Origin of the sequence: Paenibacillus woosongensis (assembly GCF_030122845.1) — a bacterium.
Classification (GTDB): Bacteria; Bacillota; Bacilli; order Paenibacillales; family Paenibacillaceae; genus Fontibacillus; species Fontibacillus woosongensis_A.
The window spans coordinates 974,554-999,982 of the sequence record NZ_CP126084.1; the positions used below are offsets into that span (position 1 = coordinate 974,554).

19 protein-coding genes and 1 pseudogene are annotated in these 25,429 nt (G+C 51.8%); 12 read left to right on the forward strand and 8 right to left on the reverse strand.

Annotated features, from left to right (window positions below; genetic code table 11):
- Window positions 1-10: 10 nt before the first annotated feature.
- The 6 genes from QNH46_RS04285 to QNH46_RS04310 form a co-directional block, all read right to left on the reverse strand.
- Window positions 11-2,164, reverse strand: a complete 2,154-nt coding sequence (locus tag QNH46_RS04285) for a CotH kinase family protein (RefSeq protein WP_283927067.1) — start codon at window positions 2,162-2,164, stop codon at window positions 11-13.
- Window positions 2,161-2,862, reverse strand: coding sequence for a DUF4956 domain-containing protein (locus tag QNH46_RS04290; RefSeq protein WP_283927068.1), 702 nt, complete (start codon window positions 2,860-2,862; stop codon window positions 2,161-2,163). Before QNH46_RS04290 ends, QNH46_RS04285 begins: the two co-directional genes overlap by 4 nt.
- A 5-nt stretch (window positions 2,863-2,867) precedes the next feature.
- Window positions 2,868-3,581 (reverse strand): polyphosphate polymerase domain-containing protein, encoded by a 714-nt coding sequence (locus QNH46_RS04295; protein WP_283927069.1) that lies wholly within the window; start codon window positions 3,579-3,581, stop codon window positions 2,868-2,870.
- A 442-nt stretch (window positions 3,582-4,023) separates the two neighbouring features.
- Window positions 4,024-4,593: a YdcF family protein gene (locus QNH46_RS04300; protein ID WP_283927070.1), complete on the reverse strand. Its 570-nt coding sequence runs from the start codon at window positions 4,591-4,593 to the stop codon at window positions 4,024-4,026.
- 28 nt (window positions 4,594-4,621) lie between these two features.
- Window positions 4,622-5,578 carry an ABC transporter substrate-binding protein gene (locus QNH46_RS04305; RefSeq protein ID WP_283927071.1) on the reverse strand — a complete coding sequence of 319 codons (957 nt, stop codon included), beginning with the start codon at window positions 5,576-5,578 and terminating at the stop codon, window positions 4,622-4,624.
- Between the two features lie 283 nt (window positions 5,579-5,861).
- Window positions 5,862-6,449 (reverse strand): glycerol-3-phosphate responsive antiterminator, encoded by a 588-nt coding sequence (locus QNH46_RS04310; protein ID WP_283927072.1) that lies wholly within the window; start codon window positions 6,447-6,449, stop codon window positions 5,862-5,864.
- A 623-nt stretch (window positions 6,450-7,072) separates the two neighbouring features.
- Here QNH46_RS04310 and QNH46_RS04315 point away from each other — a divergent pair.
- Window positions 7,073-7,319: pseudogene (locus tag QNH46_RS04315) on the forward strand (transposase); the annotation flags it as partial.
- A 102-nt stretch (window positions 7,320-7,421) separates the two neighbouring features.
- Here QNH46_RS04315 and QNH46_RS04320 read toward each other — a convergent pair.
- Window positions 7,422-7,985, reverse strand: coding sequence for an HXXEE domain-containing protein (locus tag QNH46_RS04320; RefSeq protein ID WP_283927073.1), 564 nt, complete (start codon window positions 7,983-7,985; stop codon window positions 7,422-7,424).
- Between the two features lie 122 nt (window positions 7,986-8,107).
- Window positions 8,108-8,554, reverse strand: a complete 447-nt coding sequence (locus tag QNH46_RS04325; RefSeq protein WP_155609942.1) for an OsmC family protein — start codon at window positions 8,552-8,554, stop codon at window positions 8,108-8,110.
- 157 nt (window positions 8,555-8,711) lie between these two features.
- On the opposite strand from QNH46_RS04325, the gene QNH46_RS04330 reads away from it, so the two are divergent.
- The 11 genes from QNH46_RS04330 to QNH46_RS04380 all read left to right on the forward strand — a co-directional run bounded on the left by QNH46_RS04330 (window position 8,712) and on the right by QNH46_RS04380 (window position 25,208).
- Window positions 8,712-9,458, forward strand: coding sequence for a YqcI/YcgG family protein (locus QNH46_RS04330; protein ID WP_283927074.1), 747 nt, complete (start codon window positions 8,712-8,714; stop codon window positions 9,456-9,458).
- An 85-nt stretch (window positions 9,459-9,543) separates the two neighbouring features.
- A complete protein-coding gene (locus QNH46_RS04335) occupies window positions 9,544-10,170 on the forward strand; it encodes a LysE family transporter (protein ID WP_283927075.1) in 627 nt (208 codons plus the stop codon).
- A gap of 146 nt (window positions 10,171-10,316) precedes the next feature.
- Window positions 10,317-12,644 (forward strand): glycoside hydrolase family 65 protein, encoded by a 2,328-nt coding sequence (locus QNH46_RS04340; RefSeq protein WP_283927076.1) that lies wholly within the window; start codon window positions 10,317-10,319, stop codon window positions 12,642-12,644.
- On the forward strand, window positions 12,641-15,031 hold the full coding sequence (locus QNH46_RS04345; protein WP_283927077.1) for a glycosyl hydrolase family 65 domain-containing protein: 2,391 nt from the start codon (window positions 12,641-12,643) through the stop codon (window positions 15,029-15,031). Before QNH46_RS04340 ends, QNH46_RS04345 begins: the two co-directional genes overlap by 4 nt.
- Before the next feature lie 55 nt (window positions 15,032-15,086).
- Window positions 15,087-15,719, forward strand: a complete 633-nt coding sequence (pgmB, locus tag QNH46_RS04350) for a beta-phosphoglucomutase (RefSeq protein ID WP_283927078.1) — start codon at window positions 15,087-15,089, stop codon at window positions 15,717-15,719.
- Window positions 15,720-16,731: 1,012 nt separating this feature from the next.
- Window positions 16,732-18,573 (forward strand): sensor histidine kinase, encoded by a 1,842-nt coding sequence (locus QNH46_RS04355; RefSeq protein ID WP_283927079.1) that lies wholly within the window; start codon window positions 16,732-16,734, stop codon window positions 18,571-18,573.
- 387 nt (window positions 18,574-18,960) lie between these two features.
- On the forward strand, window positions 18,961-20,295 hold the full coding sequence (locus QNH46_RS04360) for a response regulator (RefSeq protein ID WP_283927080.1): 1,335 nt from the start codon (window positions 18,961-18,963) through the stop codon (window positions 20,293-20,295).
- Between the two features lie 118 nt (window positions 20,296-20,413).
- On the forward strand, window positions 20,414-21,253 hold the full coding sequence (locus QNH46_RS04365; RefSeq protein WP_283928348.1) for a carbohydrate ABC transporter permease: 840 nt from the start codon (window positions 20,414-20,416) through the stop codon (window positions 21,251-21,253).
- A 1-nt stretch (window position 21,254) separates the two neighbouring features.
- Window positions 21,255-22,121, forward strand: coding sequence for a carbohydrate ABC transporter permease (locus QNH46_RS04370; RefSeq protein ID WP_283927081.1), 867 nt, complete (start codon window positions 21,255-21,257; stop codon window positions 22,119-22,121).
- Between the two features lie 115 nt (window positions 22,122-22,236).
- Window positions 22,237-23,682, forward strand: a complete 1,446-nt coding sequence (locus QNH46_RS04375; RefSeq protein ID WP_283927082.1) for an ABC transporter substrate-binding protein — start codon at window positions 22,237-22,239, stop codon at window positions 23,680-23,682.
- A 152-nt stretch (window positions 23,683-23,834) separates the two neighbouring features.
- A complete protein-coding gene (locus QNH46_RS04380; RefSeq protein WP_283927083.1) occupies window positions 23,835-25,208 on the forward strand; it encodes an amino acid permease in 1,374 nt (457 codons plus the stop codon).
- Window positions 25,209-25,429: the final 221 nt, after the last annotated feature.

A 25,429-nucleotide genomic window follows, 5' to 3' on the forward strand; every position in this document is an offset into this window, starting at 1 on the left:
TACTAATATGCTATAGCCGTTTTCGCCGGAAATACAATACGAATGCACAGGCGGCGAGCAGGACCGTTAGCGATATCCCAGCCGTGATGGCCTCTGTCGTATTGTCCTGCTGTTGGCGGCCTTGCTGGTCAGCCCCCCAAAATTCGCCCCGATTGCCAAAGCCTTCAGGGGGAGTAAGACCCATGCCGTCCTGGGCGCGCCTTCCGCCTTGGTCCCTCTCCAGGGGCGCTTGCCCATCCGGAGCAGCTCCTGGATTGCCGAAGGGCGGGTCTGAGCCTTGTTGAGCCGGTGCTTCCTGCTCCGATTGTGTTGGGCTAACGTCTTGCTGAGCTGCTGCACCCTGCTCTGACTGTACTGGGTTAGCGCCTTGTTCTCCTGCGGAAGCGGGAGCATCGACATGATTGCGGATGCCAGGAACTGCGCCAGCTCCGAATCTGCCGCCCATGCCGCCACCCATGCCGCCGTTGCCCGATCCGTCCCCAGAGGAAGGGATCGTTCCGGCGAGCTGCTGGGCAATGCTGTCGACCTGCTTCGCATTGGTCGCTAATAACTCCGTCACGCCTTGCTCATATTCCTCATACGTGTAGAATGCAGTCGGGTCCCGCTCAACGTATTCGGAGATCATTTGCTTCAATTGTTCCACGCGAGCGGAGAAGCTGTCTTCCGACAAATAACCTTCGATCGCCTCTTTTATAATGTTGTGGTACATCTCTTTATAAGCATCCACAGCAAGAAGCTTGGCGACGAGAGGCCGCTCGGCCAATGCCCCCTGTGTAGGTTCGTCGATCAGCAGCGCGGTGCCGGATTGTCCGGGCAATGCATTTGCCGCTGGATTCCCGTTGATAGCAGACGGTTCTCCGGCCTCGCCGGTTGGCAATCGCAGCGGAGCAGCGGGGTTTTCGCCTGTATTTTTGTCTTGGTTATTGTCAGTGCTGTTGCCTGTTTTGTTGTTTACATCATTGCCCGTAATGCCATCTGTTCTATCGCTCACATCAGTACTTGCATCGGCCGCAGCGTTCTCCGCTGAAGGGTTGCGCCACTGGCTGCCCTGTTCAATGCCCCCAGCGAAGGCTCCAGCCGTGCCTCCACGGTCTTCACCCGTGTCTCCGCCGCCTCCAGCCAAGCCTTCACGGCCATCGTCTGTATCTCCACGGCCTCCAGCCATACCGCCGCGTCCCATGCCCATGCCGCCGCCCATACCGCCGAAGGCCATGTTATAGTCCCAAGGCAGAATCGAGAATACGCCGTCTTCCTCGTACAAATAGTAATTCTGCTTATTTCCGCCGATGTAGCTGTCGGTATTGTTCGTGACCACGTTCAAGGCGATATACTTCAAGGCCTCCTCGACAAAGATCACACTTTCATAATCGGTGCCATGATTGAGCTCGTCCAGCATATCGGTCAGCACATTGCCATTATGGGACTTGGACTTCAATTCTAAACCGGTGTATAAATCGGGATCATCGCCCAGCCACATCAAATCGCTGCCGCTCCCTGTCATTACGCCTTTATACAAGGCCCCATAAGCATGATCGAAATGGCGCTCCAAGTACGCGGTCCCGATCTGCTCGACGGCCAGGTAGAAGCCCCATAGCTCGCCGTTAATATAAATGTTGACGAATGAATATTTCGGCGTCGGCAGCCCCATCGTTTCCGCCAGCTCGTAAGCGAGATATTCCCGCATATAAGAGGCATCGCTGTAATTGTTGTTCAGATTGATTTTTTCCAGTCCGCCCAAGGTTTGATTGACGTATTCGTTAAAAGACAATTTGAAGCTGTACCTGTCCGAATCGCTCATTTGCACCACGCTGCGCAGAGTTAAGTTGCCTTTCGTGCGGATGCCGATATTGTCGATCTGCTGTCCGTTGTAATTCACGGAGGCTGGTTTATATTCCTCGGCGCTGGCATTGTCCAGCATGTCCTGAAAATCATCCGGATCAATCGTAATTTTGACGTCGACGACTTTATCTTTGGGGAAAACAATTTCGTCGAGAAATTGGCTTGCAGCCGATCCGGAGGCAGGGTTATAAGCGCTGGCGGCAGCCGTGCCATGATTGCTGGAAGACAAGGAGGCCGGCGCATGGGCAGCGGAGCACGCGGCGAGCCCCAAGCACATCAGTCCAAGGGGCAGGCCCTTTAGAGCGCTCTTCAGCCTAAAGGTCATGATACATAATCCCCGTTGTAGCTGATCAGCACCGCATTTCTCACTCCGTCCAGCTCGGAGATCCGGTTGACGAACACGCCTTCGCTGTCGCGGAGGCGAACCTCCAGCGTTATCTCGATGTTGCCGGGAGATACGGTTTTTTGCTTCACATTATAACGTTTGACGAGTCCAGAAATGGCCCGGTGAATCGCCTGCTCGCTTTCATCGCCGCTGCAGTTGATGACAAGCAGATAAGGCGTCTCCAATGTGGAGTTCTTAATGAACAGAAACAGTACCAGCCCGATAATGACGGAGCCGATGGCCGCCAGAGTGTAGAAGCCCGCTCCAGTGACGATGCCTGCGGCAGCAGCCCAGAACAGGAAGATCAAATCGGTAGGATCTTTGATTGGCGTTCTGAAGCGGACGATCGATAGAGCGCCGACCATACCGAGGGACAGGATCAGGTTGGAATTAATGGCGATGATGACCATCGCTGTTACCAAGGTCATGCCGATCAAGGAGACGTTGAAGCTTTTCGAGTACAGCACGCCGCTGAATACCCTTTTGTACAGAATAAAAATAAATAAGCCAATGATAAATGCGATGCCCAGTGTGATAAGAATTTTGGACAGGCTGATATCGGATGTAAAGTTGTTTAGTACCGACTTCTTGATCATGTCGCTAAAGGTGGTGGATGATGCATTTGTGGTCGTTTCCATAGTGATTAATAATCCTCCCATGAGTTTTCTTTAAGATATTTGCAGCAGATGACGTATTTCGATGCAGATTGGCGGCTAAGCCCTTCAAGCTGTATAGCGGCCCGGATTGTCTCGGGGATGAACTCATCGTATTTGACCTCCAGAATGATGAGCTTATCGTCGATCGCGGATACCGACTGCAATTGGTGATCGAAAATATCGACCGCATGCAGCCCGGTTCTTAAATCCTTGTCAAACGTAATCCGGACGTTGCCATTTGCAAATACGAACGGCTCGCGCACGTAATCTACGATAACCTTCGGTCTGAGCAGCCGATGGTTCATCTGCTGGTAGAGCTCCATTAGAAGTGGCTTCTCCGGTACGTGAAGGACTTGGAAGTCGCCGTTAAGAATGGAATGGTACATACCGCGGGTAATTGGCTCTTTCACCTTGGCGATGTAATCGTTCAGCTTGATTTTTTTCTCAAAGTGGATCACGTCGTCCTGCATATTGTAGATGCGGATGCGGTATTTGCAGCGCTGGCGGATTCCTCCCAGCTTCTCATGCAGAGCTGTGTTATCCATATCATCGAAATAGAGACTGCGGATATGGTACTCCCCGTTAGAGCCTGTGTGCTGATCATGATCCATCAGGTTGACCAGACGCTGCCGCATTAGGAAATACTGCTGCCGGTTAACTAAAAATTTGAGTTCGTGCCGAAAGTTGAGTTTCGTGCTCATGAATGCTTGTACACCTCTTTTCTTGAAGAATTTGCTATATCATTCATAGCCAGTCCATACTCGCGGTGCTTAAAATAAGCCTAGCAGCCGTTCCTGATTTCTCACTTAATGTAAACTGAATGTAAACTGAAAGTTAATTACAGAAGAACGAAGATGAAGATGTAGATGTAGATGAAGACGTAGAAAAAAACGTAGAACGTAGAAAGCGGAACGAAGGACGCAGAAAGAAAAACGTAGAACGAAAAAACGAATAACGTAGAACGAAAAAACGAATAACGCAGAACACAGAATGGGCCGGAAAATAGGTAGAGGGGAAGTAAACTTCAGCCCTCTTATCATTTGAGGAGGATGGAGCATTTGGAGTATTCAAATGTGATGGTCGCTGACAATTGATCGTATTTCGCTCAACGTAAATTTCCCTTTCTTACGCCTAGTATTATTTTTAGGCAGACATGTTCTTGATTGCTTTTATGGTCGCGTAGTATGCTTTCAGTTCATGAAGCGTGCGATACCCTTGTTTCACTACAGCCCGGATACTCCGATTTGCATAGTAATAAGACGGAAATCCCAGAAATTTAGCAATCCATTGGGTGCGTCTAATATGAAAAGAGTTGGAGATCACCGTAGATGTTTTTAGATTGAATCGCTGCATAATTGTTTGGCAGTTGCTAATGTTTTGAACCGTATCCCTCGCATATTGTTCCAGTACAATTTTGTCTTGATCGACACCGTGTTGTACCAGGTAATCCTTCATAATCACTGCCTCGGATTGCGCAGATGTTACGGGGCCGCCGGTCAAAATTATTTTTTTGTAATCATACGTTTTTAGTAGTTCAAGCGACGTTACTAAACGGTCAAGCAGCAGCGGATGGATGCGATCATCGTCACACTTAAATCCTAATATAATCATTGCGTCTGTCCCTCCTTTGTGAAGAGGGGCCGTATGGATCCATGTGAAATACAGCAGCAGAGCGACAATCGGGCAGATAATCAAACCCAGCAGCACTATCATCAGCTCACATTCCTTTTACGCATAAAGTTCAGCCTTTTATCCCGGAAGTCATCATGCCTCGCGGTACAGAAGTCATACCCCATTTGAAATTGTCGCCAATGACCTTTCGATTGTTATCAATCATAAAGGAGCCGTCGACCCACATCGCTGCTTTTCCCATTGGGAAAATATCCTCTTGCTTAATACCTTTCATATCTTTAGGAGCAGGAGAAACTTTGTCCGTCGTAGTCAAGTCCGTTAAAAATTTCAATGTTTCTTTCCCGTTTTCGTTGATCTCAAACTGGCTTTTTTCCGGGTTTAGAATGTCCCCGTTATTTTGATACAGCCAAGGCTCGATTTGCGCATAACGCCCAAAAAACCAAAAGCCCCATTGATCCGCCGTTCCGTCCCCGTTCGTATCTATGGTCAGCTTCTTAGCGGCATTCCGGAACTCTTCCCATGTCCAATCCTCCGTTGGATAGGATAAGTTGGCCTGATCAAACAGATCCTTGTTGTAATACAGTACAGTGGTTACCCAGGCATAAGGAAATGCGTACATGTCTCCTTTTTCCTTATCCGGATAACGTACCGCGTCGAAAATGCTTGTAAAATAATCGTCCTGTTTAATATCGCGATCGATCCATGTTTGTAAATTTGCAAGTAGGCCTTTAGATGCCCACTCGTCAATATAGCCAGAACTCATATCAAACACATCCGGCATTTCTCCGGAAGCGGCCATCGCGCTGATCTTTGTCCAATAATCGGCAGGTTTATAGCTCTGCATCGACACTTCAATATTCGGGTTTTCCTCTTGGAATTTCTGGATCATCTCCCCGAGCGCTTCCTCTTGAGATGGATCCCAGCTAAAATAAGTCAGCTTAACCTTCTCATTTGCCGACAGGCTGCTTGCAGATTTCGCCTCGCTGCCACCGTCTTTGGCAGCGCACCCCGCCAGACCTCCGAAAATTATAAATAATGCGGACAAAATTAAAGTTATCTTTTTCAAAATGGATTCTCCTTTTCCTACCCTGGAATATAGTTTTTATGGATCATAATTTGTAAACTCAATCTAACGGAAAACCTCGATATGTGCCGATGCTAGATTAGATGAGTAATGACTAGACTGGTATCCGGCTTCAACAAGCAAAGCGTTGGATAGGCATAATAAAAAGACGATTAAGATAACAGAAAAAAAGCATACCACCTCCCGTTAATAGGGTAATAAGCAGTCTGCTTCAGGGTTATCTCATCGTCTCCACCCGTCCACAACCATTATTGTATTGTTTGTTTTACCAAAATCGCATATCTCCAACGGAGACATAATCAGCTCCATGCTGCAGAGCGCTCTCTATTTCGGCCTGATGCCGGATCAGTCCTCCGACGATCAACGGCTGGTGAAGCACGGTCTTCAGTTCGCGGATAATTCGCGGCATTAATCCTGGCATCAGTTCTACTTCATCCGGCTTCGCTTGCTCTATGACCTTGATTGCCGTATCGACAGCAGCTGTATCAATGGCAAAAATGCGCTGAATCGAACGAATTCCGGCCTGCCGGGCTGCCGCAATGACATTGCTCTTCGTCGATACGATGCCATCGGCTCCGAACTTTTTCGCTAAATAGTGAACCGCAGAATGATCGCGGCCCAAACCGCCTACCATTTCCAAATGCACGTATACCTGCTTATCTGTTCTTTGCAGCCGTTCCATAATGTCTGCCATTTGCAGAATGTCTCCCGTCATAAGAATGACCCGCTGTACCTGACTTTGCACGGCGGCTTCAATTTGTTCAGGCTTGGTGATGGAAGCGATGATCGGCATATGTAATGTGCACGGGCCCTGTTCCACAAGCGGCTCTTGATGCATATATGGTTGGATCACATGCGTGTCCCCCTTGCTGATTTTATTCTACGTTACACTTCAATTGTTAGGGTTCAATTAAGCAAATGTTAGCGGAGTGTAATGATGCAGTTAAACTCCAATCGATAATAATGAGGATTAAAGAAGAGCAATGATAAAAGACGGGGCTGTCCCGAAAGTGATCATAGATGACTGAGGGGCGCCCTGTTTCTTTCCAAAAGCTTTCCGGTTTCTTCGGAATCAATTTTCTCCCTTGCCTGCATCCCATTCTTTATCTCCTCTTAAAAAAGCTGTCGGATACTAAGCTGTCAAACATCATGCTGACGTACACTAAGCTGACGCACACTATGCTGACGCACACTATGCTGACGTACACTATGCTGACGTACACTATGCTGACGCACACTAAATGGATTTCATGTAACTAATTATGCTCAAAACGAATGCTTGAGGGGATTAGATGGATTTTACGCATCTATAATCAAGAATCCATTACATGATTGATAATTTCCTTCTTCTAACGACATGAAATCCATTTAAATTGCTAATTCCTTCTTGGCCGTAGAAAATAACTACTATAAATCCATTAGATAAGTGGATGGCACAAAGATTGAAGCCGATGCCAATAAGTATTCGTTTGTGTGGAAAGCAACAGCTACTCCAAAATCGATCCGGACGCCGTTTATGCGTATGAAGGAAGATCACATGAAAAATGGTCCGCTCAAGCCCTTGTGCACGAAAGCTAAAGGGAATCGCCAGGTGCACTGGAACATGATATGGGAAGAGTTAAAAGCAAAGGCCAAAAGAACCCTTGAGGATGAAGAGAAATCCGCCGTCTATGCTCGGCGTAAAGTCGAGGTAGAAAGCGTATTTGTATTTGGTCACATCAAGGGCACTTTTTATTATGGGGCTTATTGGACAGCCCCATCTTTATTCGGTTGGATGTGGTTGACTACCGTCATGAGACGCCAAGCACCACGTGTTGGGAGCTGCTTAAAGCTTGGTCTGTGTGTTGGCATACCGTTTGCGGCCTCGGAGCAGCAGGAGGAGCGCAGGCGGCAGGACGACGAGCAGAAGAATCAGTCCCCATAACAGATCACCCGGTCCTACGATGTTATCCGTAAGCAACCGGTAGTAAGCGTAGAGCGAGTAGGGAAGCACAAGTACGATAGAGGTCAAGACTCCCGGGGTATACAGCCTGAAGTAGACGGATTGGAAGACATGGGTAAAGACATGCAGAAAGAATAAATGCAGGGCGGCGATAAAGGGCAGATAGAAGGAGTAAAACACAGCGAGTACCGTAACGGTCACAAGGACGATGAATACGGCCAGAACGTCCTTGGCAAAATGCAAGGTGTTCAATTGAAACGAAGCCTGGTACAGCTTGCGGGCAAACGGGGGCAGCGAGCTTTGAACGCGCGCTCCATGCTGCGTAACCCAGCGCTCTATCGTAAGAATTTCCTCAAAGTCATGAAACACAAAAATGATAGGAAACAGCCATAACAGACTTAAAAAATGAATGTGTTCATTTAGCGAAGTCAACGTGTCTATTAACATGATTCTCACGCTCCTAGAGATAAAATATCATATTTATGGATGGGAAATCCATTGGATGTCTCTATTTCAGCTAAAAAAAAAGTACAGCTTGTCCGCAGTGACAAGCCATACCTCTTTCAGTTCTAGTTCTCGATGACGATGCGATCGAGCTTCAGGTTAACCGGGTTGGCGATCGTATCGCCTACCGGACATTTACTCTCCAGAAAATGTACGAACTCTTCCACTTTTTCACGAGGGGAGCTGGTTTTAACATAGAACGTATACCGTATATCGGAGTACCCCGGACGAACGTCCGACCGATTAAAGAAGCCGTCCAAATCGATATCGCCTTCCACTTCCACGCGGAAATCCTCGAGCTCAACATTGAATTTCGGGGCGTATACCCGGGCAACAATTGCCTGGCATGCGCCAAGCGAGGCCAGCAGCGCCTCGACCGGATTCATTCCGGTATCCGTTCCACCCAGGCTCTTGGGCTCATCGATGATCAGTTCGAATTGGCGGGAAGCCGTCTTGACTTGTACGCCGTTTTGCAGGTGTGCAGTCGCTTTGAAGGTTTGTACAGCAGCCATTGCTATCTCTCCTTTGTTTAAATCATACTTATCCGCTAGGTTTTATTGAATTATATGCTTGGATAACCCGAATGTCAATACAAAAGTAATGCGGACGGGACATTCACACATCTCAGACTCCTTCAATACTGTGTACTACAAAGGAGGATGGGGAATTATGCTTTACGATCAAGCTCTTATGAACGGGCTGTCGCTCAAAGAAGACGGCTGGAAATACGATGCTTATCGGCAGTTTGCGTTGAAGCTCGCCGATACGGAATATTTATTTCCTTGCATTCCGGCAACGATCGGCTTTAAACGGGGGCAATTCAGGTACGGATTCGCCAGCGATCCCCGCACGGACGAGGCTGCGGCAGAGCTGGCCGGACTGCTGGGGAGCTTCGGTGTGGAATCGCGAAGCTTCGGGAAATACACATCGCTGATACTCTTTTTCAAGACGCCGCAGGAGCTGGTACAGAGATGTAGCGTGGAGGAATACAGGGAAATCTTCTGGAGGCTGCTGCTCAAAGCGAGGGAGCTGGACGACCGGGACTGGCCAGAGCATATCCCTGGAGATCCCCATGATCCGCTCTGGGAATACTGCTTCGGCCAAGAGCAATATTTTGTGTACTGCGCCACTCCGGCCCATCGCCTGCGGCAAAGCCGGCATTTTCCTTATTTCATTATGGCGATTACGCCCCGCTGGGTGCTGGTGGAATTTAACGCGTCCGCCGGAGCTGCAGCCCATATCAAGCATAAAATCAGGGAGCGGATTGTGGGATATGATGCAGTCGGCATTCATCCCGATTTGAACAGCTATGGAAACGAAAATAATTTTGAGTGGAAGCAGTATTTTCTCGGGGATGATTCGGTTCCATCAGCTTCACGCTGCCCATTCTCCGATTTTCGCTCCAACAAAACTTGACCCGGTAGTCGTACAATCCTCCCTCCCTGAATAAAATGGTACAAGTTCGGGCGACGATTTGCGCCATGGGAGGAGAGGATGAGGCATGAGCTTGTTTGTAAGTTATATTTTGCTGGGACTGTCGCTGGCCGCGCCGATCGGTCCCATCAATGCCGCACAAATGGACCGGGGGATTCGCGGCGGCTTTTGGAATTCCTGGGTGCTGGGACTCGGATCTTTATGCGCCGATTTTATATTTATCGGTCTTGTTTATTTCGGTACGGTTCACTTCCTGCAGGTTCCTTTCGTAAAAACCTTTCTGTGGCTGTTCGGCAGCTTCGTGCTCCTGTACAGCGGCTGGGAGGGGCTGAGGGGAGCGAGAGAGGTAGCGGAATATCGGAACGCCAGGCAGGAGTCCTTATATAAATCCTTTGGCGCGGGCTTCATCCTGTCGATTTCCAACCCTTTGTCGATCATGTTCTGGCTGGGGATTTACGGCTCAATCTTGGCGAAGGCGGCTCAAACCTACGGCACGAAGGAGCTCGTCCTTTATACCTCTGCAGTCGTAATGGGCCTGGTGATTTGGGATTTGACCATGGCGGCCATGTCCAGCGGGTTTCGCTGGCTGCTAACTCCGCGTCTCTTAACGGGCATTTCCGTGCTCTCCGGGCTGTCGCTCATTGTCTTTGGCTTTTATTTCGGCTGGCAGGCCTATCTGGAGCTGTTCGGGTAACATCGTAAAAACGCACATAAGCTTCTTAGAGCTGGACATTTGGCGTATTCGGTGCTTTGGCTAATCTGGATATGAACGCCGATACAGGGCAAAGCCCGGCATCGGGCGCAGCGCGTACAGATTTAGCACAAAGGAGTGGGGAAAGCATGCCAAAGATCGCGGACAAATATTTGGCGGTAGATCCGTGGAAGGTCGTAGAGGAAGGTTTTGATGCGGGGCGGAACCGGGTGTCGGAATCGATTTTTTCACTAGGCAACGAATATATGGGGGTCAGGGGGTATCCGGAAGAAGGATACCGCGGGGATACGCTGCTTGGGAGTTACTTTAACGGGCTGTTCGAAGAAAGCAAAGTGGAGGCGCATTACAAAGGGATTATCCAGTCGCTGCGCTTCATGGTCAACGCGGTGGATTGGCTCTATACGCGGATTATGGCGGACGGAGAGACCTTTGACATGGCGGCGAGCGCGTTCTCGGACTTTCGGCGCGAGCTCGATTTCAGGAGCGGAATCTATAAACGTGAATTGGTATGGCATTTGGCTAACGGCAAAAGGCTTAAATTGACGTTCGAGCGTTTTGTCAGCATGCGCATATCGAACCTGGGCTGTCAGCGGATTATCTTCGAGCCGCTGAATTTCTCCGGCACGATCCGGGTCATAGCGGGCCTGGATTTTGCCGTGCTGCACGAGGATCAGGGACGCACGTACTGGGAAGCGGTGCGGAGCGGGGAACAGAGTGGGAATACCGCCATGCTTGGCCGGACGGTACAGACGAAGAACCGCCTGTTCTCCGGGTTTCGGCTGGAGGCGACCGATGTGGTGGAGAACGTGGCGGCAACGGGAGCAACGGGTTGCGACGGGCGCTTTATCGGCCGGGAGCTGCTGCTCAGCTTGGAACAAGGCCAAAGGACGGTTATGGACAAGCTGACGGTGAATCTGGCGGAAAAAGACGTAAGCCGCTCGGACGAGGAACTATGGAACGACGGGCTGGAGCTGGCCCTGCGCTGCGCAGATCTCGACTATGATACCGCGGCTGCGCAGCAGCGGGAGTATTGGACCCGAGTATGGGAGACATCCGACATTGTCATTGACGGTGATCCCGAGAACCAGCAGGGTATCCGGTTTTGTATTTTTCAGCTGTACCAGACGTACCATGGGGATAATCCGGGCTTTAACATCGGGGCGAAGGGCCTGACAGGCGAAGCCTATCGCGGGCTTGCCTTCTGGGATACGGAGTCGTATTGCCTGCCTTTCTATATATTTAACAATCCAAAGGCGGCCCGCAGCTTGCTGGAATTCCGCTACAGGTCTCTGCCCCATGCCCTGGAAAGAGCGAAAGAGCTCGACTGCGAGGGGGCGTTCTATCCGATCGCCACGATCGATGGAACGGAGAGCTGCGATTTGTGGCAGCATTCCAACCTGCAGCTTCACGTTGGCACGGCGGTGGCTTATGGGATTCGGCATTATGTGAGCATTACGGGAGATACGAGCTTTTTATATGAAAAAGGCGCAGAAATGCTGGTTCAGATTTGCCGGTTCTATGCCACGCGCGGGCAATACGGGCAAAAGACGGGCGAATTCGGCTATTTCGGCGTGATGGGGCCCGACGAGTTCCAGCTGATGGTCAACAACAATTGCTATATTAACTGGATGGCTAAAAAGCTGTTCGAATATACGCTGAAAGTGCTCGGTGAAATGCGCAAGGCCGATTTTGGCGCATTTGCTGCGCTGGCGGAGCGCCTGGCTTTGACGGAAGATGAACAGGCGGATTGGCGGGAGAAGGCCGATCGTATGAAAATTCCCCAAGATCAAGAGAAGGGAATTTATGAGGAGCATGATGGGTTTTTCGATATGCCGCATCTGGATATCCATTCGATTCCGGTGGCGGAATTCCCGTTATACGCGCACTGGTCGTATGACCGGCTGTATCGCTACGATATGATCAAGCAGCCGGACGTGCTGATGTTCATGTTCCTGTACAGCAGCGAATTCACTCGCGCGGCCAAGCGCGCCAACTACGATTATTACGAGCCGAGATGTATTCACGAGTCCTCCCTGTCGCCGTCGATCCATTCCATCCTCGCCGCTGAGATCGGCCGTCCAGAGGAGGCTTATAAGTTCTTCGAGTTCGCGACCCGGCTTGATCTGGACAATTACAACCGCAATACGCGGGAAGGGCTGCATACGACTTCGATCGCTGCGGCCTGGATGAACATCGTGTATGGCTTCGGGGGCATGCGCTCCGACGGGGATAAGCTGGTGTTCCACCCGAGTATTCCGGATCGCTGGGAACGGTACAGGTTCCAGGTGTTCTACCGGGGAACCAGACTGATGGTCGAAGTCAACCAGAAATATGCAGCTTTGCGCGTTGCCAGTGGCCCTGACGTAGAGATCACCGTTTACGGCAGAGATTATCGCGTTGCAGCCGCCGGGGTAAAGGTCGGGTTGGAACAGGCGAAGGCGGGGGAGCCGGGATGAGCTGGATTGTACAGGAAAATGGTTTTGATCGGCGGCGGATAACGGCGAACGGGAATAAATTCATGATCGGCAACGGTTATATGGGCTACAGGGGCACGCTGGAGGAATTTGGCCGGGCCGAACTGACGGCAGTGACGCTCGCTGGCCTCTATGACCGGGCAGGAGATCAGTGGAGAGAGCCGGTCAACGCTCCGAACGGCATGTTCACCCAGATTTACTGTGAGGGAGAACTTCTCGATGTGTTGGCCGGGGAGCCGCTGGAGCATGTCCAGGAGCTGGACATCCGGCATGCGGTGCACCGCCGCCGGACGGTATACCGCATGCCAGGCTCGTCAGGCGGCGGCCGGGTTACGGTGAGTATGGAGCGGTTCTGCAGCGCGAAGCGTCTGCATCTGCTCGCGGGTCGAGTCTCCGTGCAGTGCAGCGAGGATTGCGAGCTGTTGATCCGCACGGGCATAGACGGAGATGTATGGGATATCAACGGCCCTCATTTGGCCGGGCTGGCGGGCGCGGATGCGGAAGGCTGCTTGCTGCTTGCCGGTCGGACGCAAGAGCTGCTGGTGCCGGTCGCCGTTGCGGAGGCATGGGCCTGGGCCGGTGCTGGAGAACCGTTAGCGGGGGCTTCGAGGGCAGAAGAGGCAGCGGCTGGAGCGACAGGGGAGATACCGGCTGAGGTGAATGAGTTGCCGTTGCCGTGGAAGACGGAAACGAAGGTGGGAGCAGACTTCGTCTTTCGTGAAATCCGGCTGCGCTGTAAGGCGGGGCAAACTTACACGTTCCATAAATTCACGGCCGTATTTACGGGTTTGGATGAGGGGGGCGATTCGGGGGAAGCTGCGCTGAAATACAGCCGGGAGGCCGCCGCACTCGGATACGAGGCTCTGCTGAAGGAGCATGCCGAGAACTGGGAGCGGAAATGGGAGCGCTCGGACGTGGTCATTCATGGCGACGAGGAGGCCCAGGCTGCCTTGCGGTACAGTCTGTACCAGCTGCATATCATCTCGCCGGGACATTCCGAGAAATTGTCCATCCCGGCGCGCGGCTTGTCGGGTCAGGTGTATAAAGGAGCGGTGTTCTGGGATACGGAGATGTTCATGCTGCCGTTCTATCTGCATACGCAGCCGGAGATCGCGCGCAATCTGCTGATGTACCGGGTGCATACACTGGATGGGGCGCGGCGGAAAGCGGCCGAGTACGGCTACGAGGGCGCGTTTTATGCCTGGGAAAGCCAGGAGACGGGCGACGATGCCTGTACGCTGTTTAATGTCAACGACGTGTTTACCGGCCGCCCGCTGCGGACTTACTTCCGTGACAAGCAGGTTCACATCAGCGCGGATGTCGCTTACGGCATTTGGCAGTACTATCTGTTTACCGGCGACGGAAGCCTTCTGCTCGAGGGGGGAGCCGAGGTTGCCTGGGAATGTGCGCGATTCTACTATTCTTACGCGTATTTCAACCCGGGGAAACAGCACTATGAAATTCTCGATGTCACCGGTCCTGACGAATATCATGAACGGGTACACAACAACGCCTTTACCAATGCTATGGTCAAAAAGTGCCTGTCTATCGCGCTGGAGGCAATGGCTTATTTGCAGGAGAAGCAGCCCTGGCAGTACGAAGCATTGTTGTCAGGCAGTACGGTCATGCCTGAGCAGCTGCGGGAAATGCACGATCGCCTGTATGTTCCGCAGCCGGCTGCAGACAGCCGTCTCATTGAGCAGTTCGACAGATATTACACGCTGGAGGATTTGCCTCTTACCGAACTGCAATCGAGAATGCTGAATCCGCATGAGTATCTAGGCGGGGGAAATGGTCTGGCTACGACGACGCAAATTTTGAAGCAGGCTGACGTAGTGCTTCTGCTGCACTTGTTCGGGGAGGAGTATGACAGGGACACGAAGCGGGCGAACTGGGAATATTACGAGCCTCGCACCGAGCACGGCTCCAGCCTGAGCTCCTGCATCTATGCCCTGGTTGCTGCAGATATCGGGATTCCCGACTGGGCCTACCCTTATTTCATGCGGACGGCTACGATCGATCTGACAGGGGACTCGAAGCAGTATGTCGGCGATTTGTATATTGGCGGCACGCACCCGGCGGCAAATGGGGGAGCTTGGATGGCAGCGGTGCTTGGCTTTGCGGGAATCCGCTTTGACGGCGGAGCAGTGCGATTCAGACCGTCCTTGCCGAGCAAATGGCAGGGGGTGGAATTTCCGCTGTGCCTGCGGAATCAATCTTTCCGGGTTCAGGTTGCTCAATCGAAGGTGACCGTCCAGGCGCATGCGGATAACGTTCGCGGCCTGCAATTCCAATGGGGGGAGCAAATCGGATTTGCCGGGCCAGGCGAGACGGTCAGCTTCACGTGTGAATCCACTTCCCTGAGCTGATCAACTATGAAATGCTGAGAGCATACAGAGTAGAATTTTAAAGGAGAGAAGCACGGTGCTGAACACGATGAAAGGCGCGATATTCGATCTGGACGGCGTGATCGTCGATACGGCCAAATATCATTACTTAGCCTGGCGAGCGCTGGCCAAGCGGCTTGGATTCGATTTTACGGAAGAAGACAATGAACGGCTTAAAGGAGTTAGCCGCATGGAGTCGCTGCGCATACTGCTTGAGATCGGAGGCATAGAGGCCCGGGAGGTGGAGCGGCTGGAGATGGCAAAGATGAAAAACAGGGAGTACGTGAGCTCCATCTCCAAGCTCGATCCCTCCGAAATATTGCCGGGGGTGAGGGAATACCTGGAATTGCTGAGGGGAAGAGGCGTTAAAATTGCATTAGGCTCAGCTAGCCAAAATGCAGCTTTTATATTGTCGCGGCTCGGTATCGCCGGGTTGTTCGACGCCGTGATCGACGGGACGAAAGTGTCGCAGGCCAAGCCTGATCCCGAGGTGTTTCTAGCAGCCAGCGAAGCGCTGGGGCTTAGGCCGTTCGAATGCGTTGTATTTGAGGATGCCGCTGCAGGCGTGGAGGCGGGAAAGGCGGCTGGCTGCAAGGTGGTGGGGATCGGCAGCCCCGGTATTTTGCACCAGGCAGATCGCGTGATCGCTGGACTATACGAACTAATTTAATCAAGCCAAGCGAAACTAAACTCTATTCGTTGTAGCGATCCTGCTTTTTTGGCAGGATTGTTTTTTTGGCTTAAGCATGAAAAAGAGGAAGAGGACAACCCTTGGGACTTTGACAGCTAGATAGGGCTGTGCTAAAAGCTGGCGCTCTCTAGGGGCCCGGGGGCTCCGCCGCAGAATAGCACTCATCGGAGCTGGATGCTCCGCTGTGGGCAGCGTTCCTCGGGCCCGATGGCAGGCAGCGGCTAGCTCCACGTGCGGGTGTAGTGCTGCAGGGTGCGCCCGGGTGGGGTTGCATGATGCGCTCGGGTAAAGTGCTGCAGGGTGCGTCCCGGGTGGGGGCTGAATGATGCGCCCGGGGTGAAGTGTGCAGGGTGCGTCCCAGGTGGGGGGCTGCAGGACGCGCCCGGGGTGAGTGCTACAGGGTGCGCTCCCCGTGCGGCTACTCACAAATGGAGGGCTATTGTCTGTAAAAAGCTAAATGTATTTTATACATCTAGTTCAAGCTCTTTTATCAAAAATCCATGCATTAAATGTAAAACATGCAGTTAGTTTGCCTGAATGGAGCTCATTCGTCGAAATAGCCTAAAACTAAATGTAGGTTTTGCAGTTAGTTCCCCTAACACGGCCAAAACCGATGAACTAACTGCATGAAATACATTTAGTATCTGATCCTGACCATCCAGCAGTTAAGTTTATTGGAGGGTAAGACTCCACTTTTTTTAGAGGGCGTGAGGAATGTGCAGGAATTGTCCCAGTGTAAGGCTAATTTGAAGGAAGGCAGGTGATCATTTTGCATTTTTGCATCATTCAGGCCAAATGTGGGGAGATACTCGGAGAAACTCTGCATTATTGCAGTATTCCCGTGATCAAACTTGAACTGACCCGAATCGAGCGTGTGTTATGAGGTGGACCGGGTAGCAGAATCGAAGAAATGCCCATGATGTGCATAGAAATGCGCATACTTGCCCGTATTTGCAATTGATATAGTTGAGATGCCGGGGGTGTATGGCAGGTGAAAATAAGACTAAAAAATCCGCTCTACAGAATGAATGTGAAGCGGCAGCTTATTTTGCTGTTTCTGGTCGCAATCATTCCGTTATTTGTCCTGAACGCTTATGGCAATTACCGGGCCGGGCAAATTTTGAAGCAGCATGTGACGAACGCCTACATCGAGCTGAACAAGCAAAATTTCAAGCTGATCAGCCGGGATATCGAAGCGATCAACAAGGTAAGCTCGACCGTATTCCAGAATGCGCTGCTGCAGAAATTGAATCCGGTTTCAAGGGAGGAGACGGTGCTGGAACGGGTAAAAAACTACGAAAACCTGGAGAAAGTTCTGGCCTCCTACTCCCAGGACAGTGACGAACGCGAACCGCTGTATTATTCGCTGTACGTTTACGACCCTGACAATACATACAGCTTCGCTCCCTTCTACCCGGGGCCTCGCAAATCAGGTGTATATTTTTTTGACGACGGTGAGAAGCCGGAATGGTTCGATGAGGCAATCGGGAAGAAGGGGCGCGGATATTTGCGGCTTGTGGAGCACTTGTCTCCGCCCACAAGAGGGCAGAGCAGCCAAAAAACACTGGCCTATATCCGGGCCATAAACAGTATTTACACAAATGGAACGATCGGTGTCCTGGTGGTGACGAACTTGGATGCCCGGATCGGCGAATCACTGCGGACGGTATCGCTGCCGGAGGGGGAACTCTTTTTTACCGATGGGAAGAACCGGATATTGGCGGCCAGCACACCTGGGCACGAGGCCGTGCTGAGCTTGCCTGCGGAGGCTGATTCCGGCGAGGCGATGATCGGGGTGACGGATGTCATTACCGACAAGTTTATTTATGTCATTAATTATAATTACGTTCTTCAGCAGAAGCTCGTATACAAGGTCCCCTTGCAGGCACTGCTCCAGCAGCAGAATGAGATCAAACAGGTGATCCAGCTGATTTCGATCGTTTATTTTGCGGTTGGCCTGTTTATTTTGCTGTATTTCTGGCGTTCACTAATGACGCCGCTGCAGCGGCTGGTGTATTTCGTAAGAAGATACGAACCCGGGAACGTTGTCCCGGAAACGCCGAGGATGAAGAGGAACGACGAGATCAGCGTGCTGATTTATACGATATACGACATGGCGCGGCGCCTAAATTCGCTAGTGCATTACAAATATGCGATGGACTTGAAGCAGAAGGAAAGCCAGCTGCAGCTGCTGTATCAGCAGATCAATCCGCATTTGCTGTACAACACGCTAGAGAGCATTTATTGGAAAAGCACGCTAGAGGGCAATACGGCCTCTGCCGAAATGATCAAGGAGCTATCCAAGCTGATGAAGATCAGCCTGAGCCGGGGCAGGGAGTTGATTACACTGGAGGAAGAGCTGGAGCATGCCTCGGCCTATATCAAGCTGCAGCAGCACCGGTACGAATATCAGTTTCACGTTGGCATCGATATTCCGGCGGAGCTGCTTCCGGCAGCCATTCCCAAAATTACGCTGCAGCCGCTTATCGAAAACGCAATTATCCACGGGGTGAGGCATATGGGAGAAGACGGCGAAATATGGATCAGCGCCTCCGGAGACGAGGAGTACCTGTTCATTCGCATTGAGGATAACGGCTATAAGTCTGTCGACTATGATAGGATCAATCGTCAGTTGCATGAAGAGAACCCTGATCCGTCGTTTGGTTACGGGATCGGTAATATTAATCAGCGCATCAAGCTGCACTTCGGAGCGTCTTTCGGATTGAGCTATGCCGGACGCCCGGGAGGCGGCACCAGGGTGACGCTGCATCTTCCGAAGTCATTTCAAGACCGGGAGCAGCAGGAATTGGGCCAAGATGGCAAGCAGAAGTAGCAAGCAAGCCGAAACAACGACATGACATGCAATGTAACAAGCAGCCGCCATTAAGCAAACCGCAACAACCACATGACATGCAATGTAACAAGCAACGCCAATAAGCGGAAGTAATCAATACGGTAGCAAGCAAAAGTAGCAAGCAAGAGTACAAACAGACATAGCCAACAGACATAGCCAACAGACATAGCCAACAGACATAGCCAACAGACACAGCCAACAGACACCGTCAATAGACACCATTAACAGACGCAACAACGAGACGCAGCACGCAAACGTAACAACCAGACGCAGCACGCAAACGCAACAACCAGACGCAGCAAGCAAACGCAATAGCAAAATGGCAGGCAAGCGTAACAAGGAACATCACAGGCAGGGGGAGTGCATATGTACAATATTTTGCTCGTTGACGATGAACCGTTGATTTGCAAAGGCTTGGCGGGACTGCTGCAGGAATCCGGGCTGGATTTGGGCTTGGTGCATACCGCATACAGCGGCCAGGAGGCGCTTGATTGCATTCGCATGGAAGAGATTGATCTGCTCGTCACGGACATTCAAATGGGAGAAATGAACGGCATTGAGCTGATGCAGCAGGCCAAATTGATCAAGCCTTGGGTGCAGACGATCATTATTTCAGCCCATGAAACGTTTCAATATGCGCAGATGGCGCTTCGGCTGGGGGCGAAGGATTATCTGATCAAGCCGCTGAACAGCGGACAATTTCTCGACGCGGTGCGGAACGCCCTGCTCAAAATGGATAAGCCGGTCCCGCTGATTCATAACTTTTTGACACCGGAGGCGGAGCATTTTCAAATGGAGGAGCTTGAGCCCGAGCAGTGCGAAGGACTGAAGCGATTGCTGGCTGGCCCTGTCCCTGCTGCCGCCGGCATCGCATTGGATCAGGCCGTGGTGCAGCAAGGCGAGCTGGGGCTGCGGGGGCCTTATTTTGCCGTGATGAAAATGAAGCTGGATTTGCCAGTCAAAGATCATGGCGCTTATACTGCCCGGGATCACCAACTGCTCGAATATGCGGCTCTAAATGTGGCCAAGGAGCTGCTCTACCAGGAATGGAATGCGCTGTCCTGCTGCACCGCAGAACGGGAAATCTGTCTGGTGCTCCAATGGAACGAGCGGGAATACGCCGAACTGGACATCAACAAGATCAATCAGCTCGAGATGATTGGCCGCAGCCTGCACCATCATGTTCACAAATATTTGGGCGTGGCCGCCATGATCGGTGTCAGCCAAATTCTGAAGGGAGCGGAGTTCCTGTCCGTACTGGGGCAGCAGGCCGATAAAGCGATACAGTGGGGCGAAGGACATGGGGATTATCATGTGTTCTATTACGGCGATTTTAATTGGCATAACTACGCGCAGGACCCCTCCGCCGAGGAACTGACGACGCAAAGCAACCGGATCGTTGAGAGCGCCAGACTCTACATTGAAGCGAACTACCATCAGAAAGGGCTGACCATCCATGAGGTCGCTAAGAAAAACCATGTCAGTCCCAATTATCTCAGCTATCTATTCAAAAAGAACACCGGCCACAATTTGTGGGAATACGTGATCAAGCTGCGCATGGAGGAGAGCAAATCCCTCCTTCTGAATACCGACCTCCGCCGCTACGAAATCGCAGAGCGCGTTGGCTACGAATCGCCGGAGCATTTCAGTAAAATTTTCAAAAAATACTTCGGTGTCAGCCCAAGCGAGCTGAAGAAGTAAGATCGGCTATAGTTCGCATAGTTTTGCACATGTTCGGCGTTCCCTCGTTTTTTTAAGATAAAAGAAAGGTTCCAAGCTAGAGACTACAGAGGAATGAGGGAGTCGCGTGAAAAAATATATGTGGGGGTATTTGTTTCTCGTCCCGGCGATAGCGGTATTTATCGTTTTTTTGTGGGTGCCGATCGGGAAAGGCATCGTGTACAGCTTCTATAATATCGATTTCGTGAAAGGGAACACCTTTGTCGGCTTCGACAACTATATCAAAATATTCAACAATCCCGATGTGCTCCTGTCGGTTCGCAACACGCTTTATTTCATGTTATTAACTTTGGTGATTGGCTTTTGGGTGCCGATTGCCGCCTCGATCGCCATATCCGAGCTCCGGTTCTTTCAAGGGTTTGCGCGGATCGCTGCTTATTTGCCATTCGTCGTGCCCGGTGTCGTGCTATATGGGATGTGGAGATGGATGTATGATCCGGTCGGTCCGATCAATGCGCTGCTAGGCTGGTTTGGAGCGGAGCCGATTTCGTTCATTTCCGATGGCAGTTGGTCCATGGTGTCGCTGGTTGTCATGGAGACCTGGCAGCAGTTCGGATCGGCGATGCTGATTTATTTGGCTGGGGTGCTGAGTATTCCAAAGGACTGGTACGAAGCGTCGGAAATCGACGGGGCTGGCGTCTGGAGCCGGATAAAATACATCACGCTGCCCTCGATGCGAAATTTGATCGTATTGATGCTGATTCTGCAGCTCATCGGTACTTCCCAAGCCTATCAATCGCAGCTGGCCATGCTGGACGGCGGACCGAACAAGGCTACGCTGACCTATGCGCTGCTTACGGTGAAATACGCTTTTACGCAGCTTGACTATGGGGCGGGCACCGCGCTGGGCGTGCTGATGTTCCTGGTGCTGAGCGTGCTCGGCATCATGCAATATAAGCTGAACAGGGAGGATTATTAGGATGGAAGAGAGAGGCATTCTATCGGCAGCCGATTTGCGGAAGCCGCTCAATAAGGCCGTATACGGTCTGATGGTGCTGTGCATAGCGATCATGGCGTTTACGATGCTGTATCCGATCGCGATGACGATGTTCAACGGGCTGAAGACGAATCAGGAAATCAATACGTTTCCTCCGCGCTTTTTTCCAACGGAATGGCACTGGGAGAATTTCACGAAGGGCTGGAGCTACATCAAGCTCCCGGTATTTTTGAAAAACACGCTGCTGATCTTTGGCGGCAACCTGGTGATGACCGTCCTGGTGCTGGGGCTCGCGGCCTTTAGCATTTCGCGCATTCGCGTGCCGTACAGCCGGGCGATCTATTTCTTCATCCTGATGACGCTGTTCATTCCGGCGGCCAGCTACATGATTCCGAATTTCGTGAACCTGAAGGAGCTCGGGCTGTTGAATACATATTGGGCCTTCTGGCTTCCGGCCGGGGCGAGCGCGTACTATTTTCTGCTCATTAAAAACTTCTTCGACGGCATCCATCCGGAAATTTTCGAAGCGGCACGGATCGACGGCGCCTCGGAGCTGACCAGCTTTGCACGGATCGCGCTGCCGCTGTCCATACCGATCTTCGCTACGCTGGCGATCTTTATTTTCTCCACGGCCTGGAACGACTGGTTCTGGCCCTCGCTGGTCATGCATACGGAGGACAAATACACATTGGCCACCGCGATCTACAAATACGTGATTAACGCGAGATCGCTGGATAGCAGCATCAAATTCAATATTTTATTTATGGTCATGGTTCCGCCAATCTTCGTCTTCCTTGTCTTTCAGAAGTTTATTATGCGCAGTGTCAGCCTGTCGGCGGTTAAAGGGTAGTGTGCGATTCCGTAGCCCTGCACATGATCGCCATATGAATGCACATCGTGTTCTGGACCGGTCGTCTTCTATGATAAAGATGCAACCAACAACAAATAGGAAAAGGGGAGTATCGATGCGCAAGTTCTCAGCAGTACTGATATGCCTTCTGCTATTCGGAACGCTGCTTGCGGCATGCAGCGGCGGCAATGCGAAGGTCAAGGAAGAGGGAGGGTCTGCCGGCAATGGGGGCGGCAGCAGTAATACCGGGCAGGCCGAAGAGCCGGCCGATGACATCACCTCGCGGAAAATTACGATTAAAGTCCATTATCCGCTGCCGGACGAAACGACGCTCAGACAGCAGGAGGACGATAAAATTGCCCGGTTTCAGGCCAAATACCCGAACGTGACGATCATTAAAGACGACTGGGCTTATGACGTCAATGAAATCGGCGTGAAAATGGCTGCCAACGAGGCCCCGACATTTTACAATACTTGGGCTACCGAAGCAAACTTCCTCGTGGAACGCGGCTGGGTAGCCGATATTACGGAGCTGTGGAACAACTGGGAATACAAGAATCAGATGAATGAGGTATTACAAAGCCAGTTTAACGTCGATGGTAAAGTTTACGGCGTTACGCAGAACGGTTATATAACGTCAACGGTTGTGAACAAGAAGCTGGTGGAGGATAGAGGCATTACGCTTCCTGCTCTGGACTGGACCTGGGACGATATGTACGACGTGGCCAAGGCGGCTGCCGATCCGAAGAAAGGCATTTCCGGCATCGCGCCGATGGGTAAAGGGAATGAGGCCGGCTGGAACTGGACAAATTTCCTGTTTGAAGCCGGCGGGGATATCGAGACGGTGGAGGACGGCAAGGTCAAGGCGGTGTTCAATTCCGAGGCCGGTGTGAAGGCGCTGGACTTCTACAAGAAGCTGAGATGGAAAGCAAACGCCATTCCGCAGGATTGGGCGCTGGGCTGGGGCGATGCGGTCAGCTCCTTCCAGCAGGGCCGTACGGCCATGGTTATTGCCGGGGCGTTCGACGTGCTGCAGGCGGCATTGAACGAGGGCGGCATGAAGCCGGAGGACGTCGTGGCGTATCCGATGCCTGCCGCGGAGAAGGGCGGCAAGCATTACGGAATTCTGGGCGGCAATTATCTCGTCATTAATCCAAACGCGACGAAAGATGAACAGGAGATGGCCTTCCGTTACATCACGTTTGACTACTTTACCGATGAAGCGCTGAAGTCCGTGGAGGATACGATCCAGGCCCGCAAAGCGGAGGGCAAGTATTTTGTTCCGACGCCGCTGGAGTATTTCAGCGACGATTCCGAGTATGCGGCCAAGGTGAAGGCGATTTACGAAAAATACGACAACGTGTACAAGTATGATCCAGAGCTGTTCAATCTGCTGGAAGGCAAACCCGAAGCGCAGTTTGGCACACAGGACTATTATGCGACCATGTCCAATGTCGTACAGGAATCCTTCTCGAAGAAAGGAGCGGATTCCAAGAAGCAGCTTGATGCCGCCGCGAAGTTTGTGCAAGAGAACTATTTCGATAAAATCGAGCAAAAATAGCATATGGCTGTTTAAAGGCGGCTCCGTTATTGCGGAGCCGCTTTCCTGGCATGCCGCCGCTGCGTCAGGCGGCCGCCTGTATATTAACGCTCCTTTGTCAGCACAATAAACCATAACTGTGTGCAAATATATGGATAAGGGAGTCCGGTGCGTTGAACGAAACAAGCAAAGATACGAAGGATAAATTGCTGAAATGGTGGCAGTTATCCTTGATGGGGGTCGCTTGTACGATTGGGACGGGCTATTTTCTCGGGACGGGCGTAGGGATCCAAATCGGCGGCCCGGCTATGATTCCGGCATTTATTCTGGCTGCGGCCGGAACATTCGTCGTATTTGACGTGCTCGCCAAAATGTCCTCAAAAGATCCCCAGGAAGGCTCATTTTGCGTATATGCGCGCAATGCCTTTGGACGCTGGGCCGGCTTCAGCAGCGGCTGGGTGTATTTCTCTTCGGAGATTCTCATTATGGGGAGCCAGATGGCGGCCTTGTCTCTGTTCACCCGGCTGTGGTTCCCGGGAGTCCCGATGTGGGTATTCGCTTCGGTTTATGCGGTGCTTGGCTTATTCATTATCATATTGGGGACAAAAGGCTTTGAACGGGCGGAGCATTTGTTTGCCGTGGTCAAGCTAGCGGCAATCATTGCTTTCCTTGGCTTGGCAGGCTCCGCGCTTTTGGGCTGGCTCGGCGGAGGCAAGCATGCGCCAAGCTGGCCGGTGCCTCTCTTTCCGACAGGAGCGATCGGCGGATGGTCCAGCCTTATTTATGCGTTTTACGCATTTGGCGGCATCGAGGTTATGGGGATGCTGGCGATCCGGTTAAATAACCCGGAGGAAGCTCCAAAGGCAGGGCGCTGGATGATCGGAACATTAGCCATCCTGTACATCGCTTCGCTGGTGGCGGCTTTAAGCCTGGTGCCCTGGAAAACGATGGGGGCGAAGGAAAGTCCGTTTGTCATAGCACTGAAAGGGTACGGCTTAAGTTTTGTGCCCCATTTTTTTAATGGAATTTTCATTATTGCCGGGTTTTCCACGATGGTTGCATCGCTGTTCGCTGTCATTACGATTCTGGTGACGCTGGCCAAAAACAAGGACGCTCCTCCGCTGTTCGCCAAGGTAAGCCGCGGGCAGAAGAAAACCCCTTATTACGCAATCGGGGTTACGGCAGTTGCTCTGGGCGGCTCCATTTTGCTAGCCCTGCTTCTGCCAGAGAAGATGTATGAATACGTAACGACGGCTGCCGGGCTTATGCTGATGTACAACTGGATTTTCATTCTCTTCACGGCAGGCAGCCTGCTGGAGCTTGGCGGATGGGAGCAGGTCAAGCGCTGGGGCAGTACAGGTATCATTCTGCTGGCGGTAAGCGGCACGATGTTTCATGACAAGAGCCGGCCGGGGCTGTGGATCAGTCTGGGGCTGGTTGCGCTAATCGGCGGGATCACGCTGCTGATGAGGCGAGTCTGGGACAGGATAAAGGCGAGACGCAGAGGCAGGGTACGGAGAACCAGTCCCAAGGGCGAGCTGACCTAGTCCAATCCCCACATCCGCAGCCGGTTACGGGAATGAGAATGCAAAAGAGGAGGCAGCGTCGATGGCTGTCTCCTCTTTTGGGTATGCGTCCGTGAAGATGCAGGCTGGTCTGGCAGGATGAGCAGTGAACCCGATTTACCGATCATCTGGCCGTTCCGGTGCATCATAATCCCATCGCGAAGGGATCAGGACTATGTTTTGTCGAGAATTAGGGTATTGCT